Below are 16,971 nucleotides of genomic sequence, written 5' to 3' on the forward strand. Positions count from 1 at the left end.
TGCAGAAAAACAATTCATCGTAAGAGGATGTTCAATAAGACTAATATGTAAATAATATCAAAGAACGACTCAATTTGCTAATCATTTTTGCACTTCATTACTATTTATACTGGACGCACAGTAATTTCATTAATATTCACATAATCTGGTTGTGTAACAGCATAATAAACAGCATTTGCAATGTCTTCTGCTTCCAACATTTTTCTATCGACTGCCGTCCTTCTAGCCAAATCTGTATCAACCATTCCTGGTGAAATATTTGTCACTCTCACTCCAGTACGTGCAAGTTCTTTTTCAAGCCCCATAGAGATCGCACGAACTGCAAATTTTGTTGCACTATAAACAGTGCTTCTTTTCGTTACTTCAAGTCCTGATACAGAAGCGATATTAATAATATGCCCTGTTTTTCGTTCTAACATGGAGGGGATCACTGCGTTGACACCGTATAATACTCCTTTAATATTGACGTCAATCATTTGCTCCCAATTTTCCACCTGTCCATCTGTAACAAGCGCATTTAACATAAGCCCCGCATTATTTACGTAGATATCAATATCTCCAAAATGTTCTTCTACTTTTTTCACCATCGATTCCACTTCAATCCGGTGAGCAACATCAACAGGTACAGCAAGCGCCTTTCCACCTGTTCCTTCATTTATAGCTTCTGCTAATACAGTTAGTTTGTCCTCCCTACGTGCAACTAATGCCACATTTACACCTTCTGCTGCAAACTTTTTAGCAATAGCCTTTCCTATGCCGCTACTTGCCCCAGTAACAATAGCAGTTTTTGTCATGATATCATGCTCCTTTAATTAAAATTTATGGTTGATCTTTAGGTGTGTCTTCTATTTCCTCCGGTTGTTCTGGTTCTGTAGGTATCTCTGGTGCTGGTTCAGTTATTGGTTCTTCCGGCTTCGATTCCGGTTTCGGGTCTGGAGCAGGTTTTTTTTCAGATTTAGACTCCGTTTTTGTTTTAGTGTCATTATCTTTTTCTGGATTCTTATTTATCGAACCACTACTATTGTTACTTGTATTGTTATTTGTATTGTTATTTGTATTGTTGCTTGTTTCTGTTTCACTCGGTCTATTTGGGTTCCAAGTTGTATTCGTTTGAGTAGTTGTATTGTCTCCCGGGCTTTCAGTCGATTCTTGATGCGGTTCTATTACTTGTTCTTCCTCTTCTTCAACAACTTCCTCATCCAGTCCCTCTTCATCCAATTCGATAGTTTCTAATTCGTCTATAAATGCGTCTAAATCAGCTTCTTTTTTCTTTACAAAATGATGAGCTAAAAGCGTGGGATTCCCATGAAACTCCTTGGGTTTCTTTTCTTCTTTCTCATTTACTACTTTATTAGCTGTATTTGTAGCCCCCCATGTATTTTTTCCGATAAAGACAACCGAAACAAATAGTAAAAAAATTATAATATTAAAAACGGTCAATTTTTTATTTTTCACAGAAAGCCCCCTAACCGTATACAGTTTTACTTAATTACCATTGTATACGATAGGGGACAAGAGTTTCAAATAAGTTTTGTCGTTAATTCTTCAAATTGTGACTAGTCATTAAATAACGTTTGAATAAAATAGAGTAAAATACAAATAGCGGTTCCTATGGTATATCGGCGGATTCGGTACATTTATCGGCGAGTCCTAGTCTCCTGGTTTATCGGCATTTTCGGCAGATTTATCGGCGACTAATGCGGGTTCTTGTAAGGCAGGTTCCTTTTATTTTCCCCCCTTTCTTATTTCACCGTATGTAGCAAGGTTTTATGCTAATTAAACGTAAAAAAAGAATGTATTCATCGTAAAAATGATGAATACATTCTAATGGGTAATCATTCATTTGTGACAGATTTAAGGCACTTCTACAGTTTTATTACCAAATCCTTAGCAAAAAAGTATAAATATGTCACTTTTACAGGCTGATGTAAAATATCTTCTATAGACTTTTTATATAGGTTTACTTGAGTAGAATAACGTTCTTTCAGGGTTTCTACTACTTCTTCTGTTACCTCTCCGCTTATTGCATCTGTTTTATAATCCAAGATGATAATGCCATCATTTGTATGGACAATACAGTCAACTACTCCTTGAATCAACACTTTTTCATTTAAATTACCTTGCCAGTCACTATAAACCTCACTGGCGTCCAATGTATACGTAAATGGAACTTCCCGCTCTATCTTTTCACTTGTTATTATCAGTTGGGCAATATCATTTGCAAAAAAGTTTTTAATTGCCTCCACATCCATTGCCTCAGCTTCTTGTTCCGTTAATTTTTCTTCTTCAACTAATTGAATGATAAAATCTCTTATCTCACTTTGTGAAAATTGTTTTGTTAACGGTATATGTTGCATAACGGTATGCATAGCTGTTCCGATTTCAGCTGGTGTAAGCTCTTTCTCCTCTTGCATAAATAACGGCCTAGTTGTTAAAGGTTGTCTAAATGGTGTTAATAAACGTTTGTCACTGTAGTCATCTGTTACTTCTTGGCGTCTTTTTATTTCCGTTACACTTTGTTTCGCACGAGTTTCCGCTGCTTCTTGAAATGGATAATGAAAGGACAGTTTTTGATCGACTTCTCTTTGCAAATTTTCATTCGTATACGGAACCTTATTCCAATTAACAATCGTTGATTTTAACTCATCTTTTGTAATTTGTTCCTTTTCATTGATATGAAGTAACTCTTCTGCAGGTAAAACTTCAATATGCCATTTCGAAGGATGTTCACGAATATCAGTCGGAATATCGACGAACTGTTCCTCATCACGCAGGTGATTGGCATCTTCATGGCGAATAAGTGCAGGTCCGATTAGCTCTAAATACGTTTTTGCTTTTTTCCTTTGCTGATTTGGTAAAATCCAAGCTGGATGTTCGGTAATTTCCCGCCATTTCTCTTGCACCTTTTCAAACGAAGGAAGATTCCCAATCATAACGAGCTTTTCCTTAGCTCTTGTCATCGCTACATAAAGAACACGCATTTCCTCTGCTTGTGACTTACGTAAAAAGGCTTCTTTCAGTGATTGATAATAGAGTGTCGGATAAGTAATCCGTTTTACGGGATCAATGAACTTTGTTGCAAAGCCGCGATCTTTATCCAGAATATATTTTTTACGTATGTCTTGTTGGTTAAATTCTTTATTTATTTGTCCAATTATGACAACCGGAAATTCGAGCCCCTTACTTCCATGAATTGTCATCATTCTAACAACATCTTCTTGTTCACTTAATGCTCGTGCTTCACCTAAGTCCTTATCTTGTTCCTCCATTCGTTCAATAAGCCGTAAGAAGCGGAACAATCCTCGAAATGATGTCGATTCATAGCTTCGTGCTCGGTCATATAAAGCACGTAAATTAGCTTGTCTCTGCCTGCCCCCAGGAATACCACCAACAAAATCGTAATAGCCGGTTTCTCTATATATTTGCCAAATTAATTCTGAAAGATCTCCTTCTATAGCAATTTCTCTAAAGGCTTTTAATTGCTCTAAAAATTTCTGTACAATTTGACTTGCTTCTTGATTTCGTAATGCATAACTTCTTACTGCTTGATAAAAAGGTTCCCGTCGATTCATTAATCTTATTTGCGCTAACTGTTCTTCATTTAAACCAACAATTGGTGATCTAAGAACTGAAGCGAGCGGAATATCTTGAAACGGATTATCAATTACTTTTAACATATTAATCATTACTTGTATTTCAATCGCTTCAAAATAGCCTTTATCAAGCTCAGCGTAAACAGGAATTCCTTGTTTTTTAAACTCTTCTGTTATCGTCGGCGCTTCTTTCAGCGACCTAAGCAAAATGACAATATCTCGATATTGAAGATTGCGTTGTTTATTTGTTGCTTTATCAATTACTTGTACGGGGGCTTTTTCTTTTTTACCAATCCACTCTTTTATTTTTTCTGCATACAACCTTGCTTCTAGTTGAATCGCTTCTAATTCTTCAACAGTCTCCGATTCTTCATCTAAATTTCTAGTTTTTTCTGTGTCTCGGTTAATGATGATAAGTTCCGTTTCCGGATTTTTCAGTTCAAAGTCTTCATAAGAATAGTTTCCATAGATAAGCTCCGCACGTTCATCATAGTCAATTTCTCCGACTGTTTCATCAAGAATTTGTTTAAAAATATAGTTAGTAGCGTTTAACACTTCTTCTCTACTGCGGAAGTTTTTAGCCAAATCAATTCTTCTACCTGTTGATTCGTCTTTAGCAAACCGTTTATATTTATCCAAAAACAGTTGTGGCTCTGCATGACGAAAACGATAAATACTCTGCTTTACGTCCCCAACCATAAACATATTGCCATTTTCTCGATCGCTCACAACGGAGAGAATCGTTTCTTGAACATTATTAATATCTTGGTATTCGTCTACCAAAATTTCTTTAAACTGATTTTTATAGTAGTAGGCGATGTCAGAAGGGATAATATTGTCTTTAGTCGATGCTGGATCAATTAATATTTCGAGCGCAAAATGTTCCAAGTCACTAAAATCTAAAATAGCCCGCTCTCTTTTCACTTCAGAAAATCGTTTTTTAAATTCACTTACAAGTTCCGTTATTTTTTTAATTACTGGATATAAAATTCGCATATCTTCCATATGAGCAGCTAAACTTCGGGTGAAAAAATCTTTTTTCATCTTATCGAACGGCTTGCGGAATCGATCTCTTAACTGTTTTACTTTTTCCTTTTTCTCATCCGAACAATCAACACTTTTTCTAGATAAACTTTTAAAAGTAACAGAGTTAATATACTGTGCAAGCTCATCCCAACTTGTTAGCGACATGGCTTGATTAATTATCTGCATATCAGCTTCTAGTGCTTCAAGATAATGATACGGTCCATCACTTTCTCCAGCTACCGCCATTGCACGATCGATATCTTGTTTCCAAGCCAAAAACTGTTCCATCACTTCGTCTTTTAACATCGTAAGCCAAGGTAGATCTTCTTCTTTGCAATCGTTAGGCAAATTATACATTTCCGCCACTTCTTGTAGCCATTCTTCTGGCCAAGGATGCTGGTCGGCAAAATTATAATTTCGTAAAATAACTTCTTCTAGTTCAACATCACTTCGATCATTTGAGAACATATCGACTACTGTAAAAAAGACTTCCTGTTCTTCCCCTTCTTGACCATACGCATCTTCAAACATTTCCTCCATTACCTCTTGTTTGATTAGATCAAGTTCCATCGTATCTGCAATCCGAAATGCTGGATCAAGGTCCAATAAATACGCATACTGCCTCACAACTAATGTACAAAAGGAGTGCAATGTGGAAATCGAAGCTCTTTGCAATAGTGATAATTGCTTTTTCAAATGATAAGATGTCGGGTCTTTTGTTATTGCTTCTTCTAATGCTTTACCAATTCTACTCCGCATTTCTTCTGCTGCGGCATTTGTGAAAGTAGCTACTAATATTTCATCAATATTTAATGGATCATCTTGATTTGTAAGCTTTTTAATTATTCGTTCCACAAGTACCGCTGTTTTACCAGAGCCTGCTGCTGCTGCAACTAATATATCTGAACCGCTTCTATCAATTGCTTCTTGCTGTTCTTTCGTCCAAGCAACCAAAATTATATCCCTCCTTTTTCCATCGTTTTTTCTTCTAATCTCTTTAAAATATCCTCTTCTTTAAGTAACGGTAATTTCCTGAAACTATTCTCTTTTAATGTTGGATCAAATTGACAAACAGATTTAAAACTACAAAAGCGGCAGGCATTTCCTTCTTTATTTTCATATGGATTTAACTCAATTTTCCCTGATGTTATTTCGATCCCAGCTTGCCTAATAAGTTGATGAATATGATTTCTTAATAAGTCGAATGTTTCTTCATCAGCAACTTTGGAATGTTTACGAAAACTTCCATTTTTATTAATGCCAAACGGTGCGATATCGCTCCAACCTGACTCAAGCGAAGTATCCATCAGTTGAACAACATCTTTTTCTGATGAAATAAGTCCATCCATCTTATATTCTTTTAATATTTTCTTAGAAAGTGCGTGCTCATTGATATTTTCATTCTCATTAATCATTGGATTGTGCACATGGAAATATAAAATTCCAGCTGGAGAAGCTTTCATGCCAAGCCAAGCTTCAGACTGCGATAACACTACATCCAAGTATGTTAACATCTGAAGAGCCAGTCCATAATAAACATCTTCTAAACGTAAGCCTCTTGAACTCGATTTATAATCTATAATTCTTAAATATAGCTGATCATGTTGGAGCGACTGATCGACACGGTCAATTCGCCCTCTTAAAATAAGTTCATAACCATTTGGAAGGGAAATTGTCACTGGATCCAGTCCTGAATCAAATCCAAAATCAAGTTCAATTCCAACTGGCGAAAAACCGCTCACCCTTGCTTGTTCACTTAATATGAATGTTGCTTTTGCTATAACATCACGAAGTTTACGTTTAATATATTTATACCGATTGGTACTTGATAAAATATGGTGTTGAAGAGCCGGAGCCAAATGTGAGATCGATTTCTTCGCATATTGTTCAGAGTCTTCTTTTGTTAAGTCGGCAAAACTTCCCTTTTCCGTTTGCACCCATTCTGTAATAGATTTTAAAGCTTCGTGAAAAAGTTGACCAATGTCTGGTGCGTCTAACTTATATGTACGACGTTCTTCGAGATTCAAACTATACTGTAAAAAGTGACGATAGGAACATTGGTTTAACAACTCTAAACGTGAAACACTTGTCTTCACTTGTTTCGGATATAATTGCTTAACAGTATCAACAGATAAAGATACAGCTTTATTTTCATAGAATAAACTTTGCAGTACATGATACGTTGTACTATATTTTTCTTCTTTTTGTACATACCAGTCGAGTACATTCCACCAAATGTCCTCTACATGGTATCCTCTAATATAACGAGATAATTGTGCAGTTAGTGCCGCTCTTGTTTTTACAGGTGTTGTTATAAACCTTGCAGCGTCTTCTAACTCATCCGGGTCTGTTAATAAATTAGGTGTCTTTAATATTGGATAAAATTCCTGTAGGCGACCGATCATTGGAGATGGGGTTTTCATATTCCCTTCATTGTCACTTAACACATAACTTACCCATAAAAAATCTGTTGCCAATGTAAATGCTATATACATATAAAAGGAATCATCCAATAATACACGTCTAGAACTGGCTGCAAGTTCAACACCAAATTGTTGTAAAAACTCTCGCTCCTTTTCATTGATCATGCCCTCGACTGCAGGCTTCATTGGCCAAGTACCTTCATTTACGCCTAATAGAAAAGCACATTTCTTACTTGAAATCCGTGATTGATCAATTGTTCCAACAATGACTTGATCCATACTTGGTGGCACATGAGAAAACTGCAGTGCTTCAAGCCCTGCTTCAAATGTTTTACGGAACATTGAAAACGTTAATTCTTCTTCACCGATCATTTCAACCGCTTCATCAAGAAGCTGAATAAATGCATTCCATACTTGATCTTCTTCACGTGCGCTTTCAATTTCACCGATTGTATCAAAATAATTTCTTCGTTTTTCCAACTGTTTCGGGATATGTAAACGTTCCAGCAATAAATAAATGGCTTCACAACGCTCTTCTATCGTTATTTTCCCGCTTAACTCCTGATCAATTTGTTTCATTGCTTCTACTACTTGGTTTCTGTAGCGATTAATTTTCGTCTCTTCTTCTAATTCACGATCTGTTTGTGCTGCTTCAGAAAATCCTCGAAAACGTTTGTATATCCAGTTCCCCTCTTGTAGCCACTGTTTTTTTCCTCGGATTCCATACTCTAAACAATAGTTTTCCAATTCATCAATCGCATCGATAGTTAAAGGATAGGTTTTATCAGTTGCGGGTATGAGACCCGTTTTTAATAATCGGAAAACAGCATCATAACGCCAATTTGATTCAATGACATCAAATAAAGAACGAATAAATTCGATTAACGGATGGTTTAACATGACCCGTTTTTCATCAATAAAAACAGGTATATTATAATCTTTAAAGATTGTACGAATTAAATCATGATATGTTTCTGTTTCCCTCACAAAGATCACGATATCTTTATAACGATAGTTTTCGTTACGCACTAACCGTAAAATCTCTTGAATGACACCGTCCAATTCCGCCCTAGGATGCACCGCTTCATTTAGACTAATTGAGTTATTTGCTTTACCTGTATAGACAGGTGTTGGCCTGTCATCAAAGAACTTTTCTAGATGGAATAACTGAGAATTATCATCGAATCTCCCATACTCGGAGTTTAAGTGAATTGGCTCTTCGATAAAAATATCATGTTCATTTGCTATGTTACAGAGTCGATAATATGTTTCAGTTGTTTGATAAAAAAGGTCAAGTTCTGATAGTTCGTTCCCGAGATCTGTCGGATCCAAAGTTATGACAACATTCACCTGTTTACTCACCTTTAATAGTTCTGCAACAATCTCCAGTTCATTAGGTGTAAAACGATAAAAACCATCAATATATATATCAGCATTATGTAAAAATGAAGCTATACTAATTTTATTTGCTAACAGTTGTAATTGATCTTCTCCATCAATATATTTATCCTGCAGCAAAGCGGTTAACTCATGATAAATATAGTGTAAATCTGTCAACTTATTCGTTAAAGGAACATTTTGCCCAATATAATGTAATTGTTCTTGTAACATATCTGGTGTAATGCAATGTCTTTTAAATTCTGTAATAATACCTTCCAGCTCTTCGATAAACCCTTGCTTGTCCACAGCTTTTTGAAACATAGAAAAACGCTCCACTCGTTGATCAATGATTTTGCGTAACATCATTTGAATTCCTGTAGAGCTGATAAATTGTCTAGTACTTCCGCCCGTTTCCTGCAGAACTCGCCATGCCAATCTAGAAAAACTTACGACCTGAGCACGGATGCTTCCCTTTATGTCTTTCTCAAATAAAGCATATTCCTGCTGAAACGTCATTTGTTCCGGGACAATATAATATATTGGATCTCCGTTTGGATTGGAACGTAATTTTTCTTGAATTTCTTGAACAATGAATTCGGTTTTATCTGTATCTGCTCTTCCATATATAATTCGTAAACTCACTTTGCTCCCCCGCCTCCTTCGTAATTTTCAAGGCTCGTTTTTTTTCTTTTTAATAATTTTTTCTCCAAAAATTTACCAAAGATCCAAAATACTAAAATACAGACAGTAACAACGACCGTTTTAACCGGATTTTTAGCAAATTCCATAATGCTCGATCCAATATAGGCGATGGAGAAAATCATTACTGACTTCCCTAAAAGAACAGCCAAAACAAACTGTTGTTTGCTAACATTTGATAACCCAGCTACAATATTAATGACGGACGACGGTGAAAATGGAAAGCAGAGCAAAATAAACATTGGTCCAAAACCATGACGTTCAACCCATGAAGTAATATGTTGCACTTGTTTATTCCGTTTGATTTTCAGCAGTGTTTTTTTATTACCAAACTTACGAATGAGGAAGAATACTAAAATTGATCCCGCAGATGACCCAATCCAAGAATATAAAAATCCTTTTAAAAGACCATATGCTGCACTATTTGCCATGACAAAAACGAATAAAGGTAAAAACGGTAAAAAAGCTTCAATAAATGGAAGTAATATTCCCGGTATTGGTCCGAGCGCTTCATAGTTATCCAATAGTTCGATAACAGTATCAAACAATTCACTTGCTTCTTCTATTGCTTCTGCTGACATAATATCCACGTTTCATGTGCTCCTTGAGAATTCGGCATCTTGTTTATATAATCCCTAATTTTTCATTTTACAGATTTATATTATATTATAAACTAAAAACGTGAATACATAATGTATTTTTATTTGAACATTGATTTAACAGCTTATTCTTTATCCTTTTTTTTATTTTCAATCGCTGCTTTTAAGATTTTCATTCGTGTATCTAAAGAATAGCGAAATTGGGCAGTTCTTTGTAATTGATTCATCATCGAACCATAAGACACATTTATAATAATGCGTCTACCGTTTTTAAAGATAATTTCAGTTTTTGTTTTTCCGATTGATTGTATGTCTTTAACGTGTGAGTGGGCGATCCAAGAGCATTCTTCGTTGGAAGGGGAGGCTGTAGGAAAAAAATACATTCCACTTGAAGGGTCAATAGCGATAGGAGCTTTATGTGTAATTCTACTAATGTCTTTTGTACCTTCTAATCTTCCTTTTAAACTACTTCCAAAAAACTTACATGCTTCATCGATCATTTTTGTAGGGGTAGTATGTACAGTATATTCCTTTTTTTCTTCCAGTACTACGGTGTTTCTTGATCCTTTATCATCCTTCCCAGATAAAACTGCCATCGTTAATGGAGTTACCTCATATGAAATTGTAATCATTGTTTCGTCAAACATAATTTTTCATCCTTTCTTAATTTGAATGAAAAATTAGGGATTATGTATTAATTTAGCACAAAAACTCACAAAAGCAACCAAAAGACCTAATTATCTAAAAAAATTTAATTTTCAGAGGGGAATTTTGACTAAAATTATCATATAAAAAATCTGCATTTCTTGCTAAAAATTAGAAAGAAAGCAGACTCTTATAAATTTTTCCAACTAGTTTCTAATAAATAAGGTTAATAAATTCTTCCTTCGTTATTCTTCCTAAATAATGTGGGATGTCCACATCTTGTAACGCTTTTTCGACTGCAGCTCTTTCATGGCGGACTCCAACTAATATCTTCTCAATATCTTCCACTTCCCCAAGTCCAAAAAAGTCGCCGTAGATTTTGCAATTTTCAATGATCCCTTTTTTAACATCTAAACGAACATCTAATAAACCAGAGGGGAACTTATGGGATGCCTTTTTATTGTATGCTGGAGATTTTCCAAAATTCCATTCCCACTTTTGATATCTATTTCGCGAAATCTCATACACATTTTCCCAATCTTCATCTGTTAATTCATATTTAGGAACATCTGCTATATCAGTAACATTAAAAACCGAACGTAATATTAAATTTTTAAACTCTTCCATCGACATTTCTTCTTCTAAATATTCAGCAATATTTGCGACTCTACTACGAATTGATTTAATTCCTTTTGATTCAATTTTCTCTTTTTTTACATTCAATGCTGCTACAACATGCTCAATTTCAGAATCTAACATTAACGTTCCATGACTAAACATTCTGCCTTTCGTGGAGAATTGCGCATTTCCTGAAAATTTCCTGCCTTCAATTACTAAATCATTTCTACCTTCTAATTTAGCAGGTACTCCAATATCATTCAATGCTCTTATGACAGGTTCAGTAAATTTTGCGAAATTGTGGAAACTATTCCCATCGTCTTTTGTAATAAAGCTAAAGTTTAGATTTCCTTCATCGTGATAAACAGCTCCGCCACCAGATAAACGTCTCACTACTTTAATATTATTTTTTTCTACATATTCAGTGTTTATTTCTTCGATTGAATTTTGATTTTTACCAATAATAATCGATGGTTTATTTATATAAAATAATAAATAAGTATCTTCTTGACCGAAGTTTTTCAATACATACTCTTCAAGTGCCAAGTTAATATAAGGATCTGTAATTCCCTTATTATCAATAAATTTCATATTTACCAACCCCTTCAACATATAGTTTAAATGTTTTTTTCATTTTTGTAACATGGTATGCTTATTTCTTCTCCCAAACCATTCCTTCCTGTGCGAGACTGATCTTTCCTTGATAAATATCTGCTGCTTCCTTAATTAGATTTTTATGATCTCCAAAATGAGGTAAATGCGTTAAGATGACTTCTTCTACATGCGCATTTTTTGCAATGGTACCAACTTCTGTACTAGTCATATGGCCAGATGATGCTGCATCTTGGTCAGCATAAAAATTACATTCAGCTAAAAGCAAGTCCGCATTTTGGCAAAATTTAATCCATTCTTCCTGATAAGCTGAATCAGCTGTATAAACTATTGTACTAGCCCCATCCGTAATTCGCATTCCAAAACAAGGGACAGAATGCTTCGTTCTTAAAAATCGGATGAAGAATGGACCAATTTTTAAAACATTATTCGGATTGTAGGCAATAGCTTTTGTATAGTCATGATTTAAGCTGTTAAACTGTTTTTCATTTTCATCATGTCCGTATATAGGTATAACCTCTTTATTATCCGTACGATAAGACTGAACGAGAAGCGCATGTTGTAGTACACCTACATCAGCAATATGGTCTGCATGATAGTGTGATAATAGTACAGCGGTAATATCTGTTATACTTTTATATTTTTGAAATTTAGACAGTCCCCCACTTCCAACATCGATAACGAGCATAAAGTCATCTTTCTCGAGAACATACATGGAAGAAGCCTTGTCCACTGCAGGATAGCCACCCCAATAGCCTATAATAGTCAGTTTCACTTTCCACCCTCCAAATTAATAATGTTATAACACAGTTTATAAAAATATTAAAAAAAGTAAATTTTGTTGTAAAACAGTGTTGACAATTCACTTATTGTTATAGTACAATACATATAACAAATCGATAATTAAAGTATTTAGCAAAAGTCCTACAGAGGAGGAATTGATTTGGTTAATGTTATTGAATTTTTCAGAAATTTACCTAAGAAGAAATGCAAACACTGTGGTTATGAAATGGTTGAACAAGCTGACTGTTACAGCAATCTTTGTGATGATTGTAATCATCCAGCAAGATAACAATCAGAGTTCAATCCATTTTTAACAATATTTTATAGTCTATTCTATAATAAGACTTCCTTTCCGGATGAAGCAACTATTTTAATAGTTGCTTATTTTTTTTGGTATTAATTCAATGAGATTATTTGTTGAGTTTTAGAATCTACTGTTCGTGGGTACGCTCGAGAGCTTCATACCTTTCCGAAAAAAATCCCCTATACATACGAACGAGGGATTCGCCAGCGAACAGATCCAAAGGAATGTAGAAGTAAAAATGCTCGGGGGAATAGACACTGAACAGATTCTTTGGTGTTTTCAATAGCGAGACGAGCGAGGGAGGAGACACTGAACAGATTCTTTGGTGTTTTCTATAGCGAGACGAGCGAGGGAGGAGACACTGAACGGATTCTTTGGTTTTTCTATAGCAAGACGAGCGAGGGAGGAGACACTGAACGGATTCATTGGAATATTAAATAGCAAATGCGGGCGAGGAAATGAACCAACAAATCCAAACCATAGATTTCATATATAAATATTAGAAAACTTGGCATTCACCAAGCTTTTAATGGTGAGTGCCATAGTTGCACTTATGACGCAGAGGACGTGCTAGTACTGGCGCCCGCGACAAATCTTTACGGTGGGACGAACGAAAGTGCAGTCCCAGGACGTCGCGCTTTTAGCCAGTGAGCAGTAGGAAAGTTTTATACTTTCCGATCTGCTAACAGAAAGACTGCCACTTTGGACAGTCTTTCTGTTAGTGTTTCGATATAAATTGTAACAGTTGTGTTCCTGCTTTTTCTCCCTGTTCAATACAGTCCGGCACTCCTACTCCTTCAAATGAAGCACCAGCTAGGAATACGCCTGGAAGATTTGTGGCAGCGTAATCTCGAATTGCTTCTAATCTTTCTAAGTGACCTACTGTATATTGTGGCATCTTGTTTTTAAATCTGCTAATTACTTTAAAATTCGGGTCTCCTTTTATTTTCATTATTTTACGTAAATCTTTTAAAACGATATCGACAACTTCATCATCACTTAAAAAAGCAGCATCTGGATCATGAGGACCACCTACATAACTTCTAAGTAATACTTTCCCTTCAGGGGTTGTATGTGGCCATTTACGATGTGTCCATGTACAAGCTGTAATTCGAAAATCACTATTTCTTGATACAACAAAACCTGTACCATCGAGTTCTTTTCTAATTGCTTTCTGGTCATAAGCTAAAGCAACGTTTGCAACCGAAGTCGTTGGAATCTCCTCAACAGTTTTTAATGCTTCATGTTGGCTAAACATTTTTCGTAAAGTTGTATGAGGTGATGTTATAATCATTGCATCTGCTTTATAAACTGTACCATCGCTCAAGAGTACATGATAACCATTTTCCTTTTTCTCGACGTGATCAACGGCAGTATTTAACGAAATCACATCTTCTAATTGCTTTTCTAATTCTTCAACTAAAGATTCAAAGCCACTCTTTAAAGCATAAAAGATTCCTGGCTTCTTCTGTTTTGTTTTCGGGTGTTTTGGCATCGTTTTATTTAACCCTTTAATGAGACTACCATGTTTCTGTTCCAATTGGTAAAAGTTTGGAAAAGTGGCCATTAAACTCATTTCATCCACATCACCGGAGTATATACCGGATAACAATGGTTCGATTAAGTTTTCCACTAATTCATCTCCGAAACGGCGGCGAAAAAATAGACCTAACGATTGATCGTTGGCTACTTTTCCTTTTGGCTTGACAAAATCTAAACTCGCTCGTAATTTTCCTTTGATAGAAAAGAGTCCTGAAAATAAAAACGGTTGAACTTGTGTCGGGATTCCCATAAAAGAACCAGGAGGAATTTTATGTAGTTTTTTCCCAACTAAAATATGTGCTTGTCCCGTCGAATTTCGGACGAGCTGATCCGATAATCCTAGTTTCTCAACTAAGTCAACAGCAGATTTTTTACGTGATAAAAATGAATCTGGTCCCCGTTCAATTGTAAAACCATCACGATGTACTGTTTCTATTTTTCCGCCTACTCGGTCTTCTGCTTCCACTAACTTTATTTTATATGGTAGGTTTTTTGCCTTTATCTCTTCTTGGATATAAAAAGCGGAGGCTAAGCCTGTAATTCCGCCTCCGACTATTAAAATTTGTTTCATTTGGCATCACTCTTTTTCTTTGAAAATGTGATTTAATTTAATTGTTCCAAAACTACTTCTGCAAGTGTTTTGATAAATAACGGGTCTGTATTTGGCATTTCCGGTCTATAGTAATTTGCACCAACTTCATCACATACTACTTTACATTCATAGTCATTATCATAAAGAACTTCTAAATGATCAGAAACAAAACCTACTGGTGCATAAATAAATGCTTTATACCCTTTTTCGTTAAATAGATCTCGAGTTAAATCTTGTACATCTGGTCCGAGCCAAGGTTCAGGAGTATTTCCTTCACTTTGCCAACCAATTGCATAATTTGGCACACTTACCTTTTCAGCAATTAATTTTGCTGTTTTGGCGAGTTGTCCAGGGTAAGGATCTCCGCCTTCTAAAATTTTCTCAGGCAAGCTATGTGCTGAGATAATAAGTACCGAATTTTCTTGTTCTTCTTTTGGCATAGTCTCAAATGTTTTCTCAATTTCCCGAGTCCAGTATTGGATAAATCCAGGCTTGTCGTACCAATCAACAGCAGAATAAATTTCTAAACCATGTTTTTCGGCCTCTTCTTTCGCTCTGCCATTATATGATTTAACACTGAATGTAGAATAGTGTGGGGCTAGAACAATGGAAGCAATTTTCTTGTGTCCATCTTTGGCAATTTGCTCTACTGTATCTTCAATAAATGGTTCTATATGCTTCAATCCGATATACATGTCAAAATCATACTCGTCTTGCATGGAATTTAATGTTTCCTCAATTCCTTTCGCTTGGTCTTCGGTAATTTTTGCAAGTGGAGAAATACCACCAATTGCTTGGTAACGTTCAGTTAAGTCCTGTAACGCCTCTTCCGATGGTTTTCTTCCGTGTCTGATATGTGTGTAATATCTTTCAATATCTTCCTCTTTATAAGGAGTTCCATATGCCATAACTAGTAATGCCACTTTTTCTTTTCCCAAAATATTCACCTCTTATCAAAATTATCGCACAGAATATGTACGAACAAAATGCGCTAATTTTTTCAATGTTTCCTGGGTAATATCAGGTGTAACGCCATGTCCTAGGTTAAATACATGACGACCATCCTTCATACCTTCATCTAAAATTGCTTTCGTACGTGATTCAACTGTATCCCAATCAGCAAGTAAAATAGCTGGATCAAGATTTCCTTGCAATACTTTTGTTACACCAATTTGACGTGCTTCTAAAATTGACGTTCTCCAGTCTAATCCAATCACATCTACAGGGAGATCATTCCACTCCTTAAGTAAATGTTTTGCCCCGATACCAAAGAGAATTAACGGCACATTTTCTTTTTTAAGTTCTGTGAAGATATGATCCATCGTTGGCTTAATAAACGTGCGATAGTCATCTGCATGTAAAGCACCGACCCAGGAATCGAAAATTTGTACTGCCCGAACCCCTGCTTGAATTTGTGCACGTACATAAACGATGATCATTTCTGCTAACTTATTCATTAATGTAAACCAAATTTTCGGCTCACTATACATAAGTGCTTTTGTTTTTGCATAATTTTTTGATGGTCCACCTTCGATCATATAACTTGCCAGGGTAAAAGGTGCTCCACTAAATCCTATTAACGGTACAGTTAGTTGTTCTTCTGTTAATAATTTGATTGTTTCTAATACGTAATCAATATCTTGCTCTGGATTTAACTCACCTAGAGCTTCCACGTCCTCTATAGTTCTTATTGGGTTATCAATAACTGGCCCAATTCCAGATTTTATTTCAACATCGATTCCCATTGCAGGAAGTGGAGTCATAATATCTTTATATAAAATAGCGGCATCTATACCATATTGTTCAACTGGTAGTCTTGTCACATAAGCACAAAGCTCCGGTTGATGCGTAATTTCAAATAAGGAATATTTTTTCTTTATTTCCCGGTATTCTTTTTGAGATCTTCCAGCTTGACGCATAAACCATGCAGGTGTATGACTTGTGTTCTCACCATTATATGCGCGCAAAATTGTATCATTGAACTTCTCTGACATCTGTTATCATCCCTTTTCTTTTACCATCCAATGTACTAATAACAAACAGACTTCCCATTAACACTATAAATGTTTTCACTTAAACTGTATAGTGACAGGTTATGTTTGTCAAAAACTTGTCTAATATTCCGTGACAATTTCGACAAAAATGTTTGAGATGA

At 35.6% G+C, this 16,971-nt stretch carries 12 protein-coding genes; 1 reads left to right on the forward strand and 11 read right to left on the reverse strand.

All coding sequences use genetic code 11. The features are described from left to right. Positions 1–104: 104 nt before the first annotated feature. The 8 genes from SPD89_RS11060 to SPD89_RS11095 form a co-directional block, all read right to left on the reverse strand. Positions 105–794: an SDR family oxidoreductase gene (locus SPD89_RS11060; protein WP_336262012.1), complete on the reverse strand. Its 690-nt coding sequence runs from the start codon at positions 792–794 to the stop codon at positions 105–107. Positions 795–819: 25 nt separating this feature from the next. Then, a complete protein-coding gene (locus SPD89_RS11065) occupies positions 820–1,455 on the reverse strand; it encodes a hypothetical protein (RefSeq protein ID WP_336262013.1) in 636 nt (211 codons plus the stop codon). Positions 1,456–1,865: 410 nt separating this feature from the next. After that, entirely contained in the window at positions 1,866–5,573 is a 3,708-nt protein-coding gene (addA, locus tag SPD89_RS11070) for a helicase-exonuclease AddAB subunit AddA (RefSeq protein ID WP_336262014.1), read from the reverse strand. 2 nt (positions 5,574–5,575) lie between these two features. Then, a complete protein-coding gene (gene addB, locus SPD89_RS11075) occupies positions 5,576–9,064 on the reverse strand; it encodes a helicase-exonuclease AddAB subunit AddB (protein WP_336262015.1) in 3,489 nt (1,162 codons plus the stop codon). Beyond that, positions 9,061–9,702, reverse strand: a complete 642-nt coding sequence (locus SPD89_RS11080) for a TVP38/TMEM64 family protein (RefSeq protein WP_336262036.1) — start codon at positions 9,700–9,702, stop codon at positions 9,061–9,063. Before SPD89_RS11080 ends, addB begins: the two co-directional genes overlap by 4 nt. A gap of 143 nt (positions 9,703–9,845) precedes the next feature. Then, positions 9,846–10,367: a competence protein ComK gene (locus tag SPD89_RS11085; protein ID WP_336262016.1), complete on the reverse strand. Its 522-nt coding sequence runs from the start codon at positions 10,365–10,367 to the stop codon at positions 9,846–9,848. 211 nt (positions 10,368–10,578) lie between these two features. After that, entirely contained in the window at positions 10,579–11,574 is a 996-nt protein-coding gene (locus SPD89_RS11090; protein ID WP_336262017.1) for a lipoate--protein ligase, read from the reverse strand. 61 nt (positions 11,575–11,635) lie between these two features. Continuing rightward, the gene (locus SPD89_RS11095; protein WP_336262018.1) at positions 11,636–12,370 is read right to left on the reverse strand and encodes an MBL fold metallo-hydrolase; all 735 of its coding nucleotides are present in this window, start codon (positions 12,368–12,370) and stop codon (positions 11,636–11,638) included. A gap of 168 nt (positions 12,371–12,538) precedes the next feature. On the opposite strand from SPD89_RS11095, the gene yhfH reads away from it, so the two are divergent. Next, positions 12,539–12,667, forward strand: coding sequence for a protein YhfH (gene yhfH / locus SPD89_RS11100; protein WP_336262019.1), 129 nt, complete (start codon positions 12,539–12,541; stop codon positions 12,665–12,667). A gap of 733 nt (positions 12,668–13,400) precedes the next feature. Here yhfH and hemY read toward each other — a convergent pair. Genes hemY through hemE form a run of 3 tightly spaced genes read right to left on the reverse strand, consistent with a single transcriptional unit; the run spans position 13,401 to position 16,810 of the window. Then, positions 13,401–14,795, reverse strand: a complete 1,395-nt coding sequence (hemY, locus tag SPD89_RS11105) for a protoporphyrinogen oxidase (protein ID WP_336262020.1) — start codon at positions 14,793–14,795, stop codon at positions 13,401–13,403. A 32-nt stretch (positions 14,796–14,827) separates the two neighbouring features. Then, entirely contained in the window at positions 14,828–15,754 is a 927-nt protein-coding gene (gene hemH / locus SPD89_RS11110; RefSeq protein ID WP_336262021.1) for a ferrochelatase, read from the reverse strand. A gap of 21 nt (positions 15,755–15,775) precedes the next feature. Beyond that, positions 15,776–16,810, reverse strand: a complete 1,035-nt coding sequence (gene hemE / locus SPD89_RS11115; protein WP_336262022.1) for a uroporphyrinogen decarboxylase — start codon at positions 16,808–16,810, stop codon at positions 15,776–15,778. Positions 16,811–16,971: the final 161 nt, after the last annotated feature.

The sequence above is a fragment of the Pseudogracilibacillus sp. SO30301A genome, from assembly GCF_037072025.1.
Taxonomy (GTDB): Bacteria; Bacillota; Bacilli; order Bacillales; family Amphibacillaceae; genus Pseudogracilibacillus.